Genomic DNA, 545 nt, shown 5'->3' with positions numbered 1-545 from the left:
CTCGGTCGTCTTGAGGGGGAACCGTGGGCCGCCCTGCCCGCTCCGCCCTTGTCGCCTGTGGTGAATGGAGCAGGAGCAATGCCCGTTCTCCAGACCACATTGCCCCAGACCGCTGCCGTTCAAGTCAATGTTGCTGACCCGATGACAGAGAGCGAGGAGAATCCACGCTTGAGCAAGGTCTTTGAAATGTACCTTGCGGAGAAAGGAAGAAGTCTCTCTGTGGGAACTGTGGTGGAATTCAGGCTGTCCACCAGAAGATTCATGGAATTTGCCGGAGATTTGCCCATTCGGGCATACAACAAGAGGCAACACATTATCAGGTTCAAGGACGCCCTGCTGAAGCTCCCCACACGTCTTCCAAGACGGCTCCAACAGACGACGCTTCCCGAAATACTCAAGCGACTTGAAAGAGAACGTGGAGAAGAACGCCAGACCCTCACCGCCGTGACCGTCAATTCAAAGTATCTGTCTGCACTGCACACGGTCTTTGAATACGCCATTGCCAACGGGATACTGGAAAACAATCCATGCAGTGGTGTAAAAGC

At 54.1% G+C, this 545-nt stretch carries 1 protein-coding gene; it reads left to right on the top strand.

Annotated elements, in window-relative coordinates; genetic code table 11:
• Positions 1-168 precede the first annotated feature (168 nt).
• Positions 169-545 (top strand): phage integrase SAM-like domain-containing protein (locus EII23_RS12265; RefSeq protein WP_221620419.1); only part of this gene is annotated, 377 nt, incomplete at its 3' end.

The organism is Desulfovibrio sp. OH1186_COT-070 (assembly GCF_003860215.1).
Lineage (GTDB): Bacteria > Desulfobacterota > Desulfovibrionia > Desulfovibrionales > Desulfovibrionaceae > Desulfovibrio.
The sequence above is the reverse complement of the archived record's forward strand: the minus strand, read 5'-3'. Positions and strand labels throughout refer to the sequence as shown.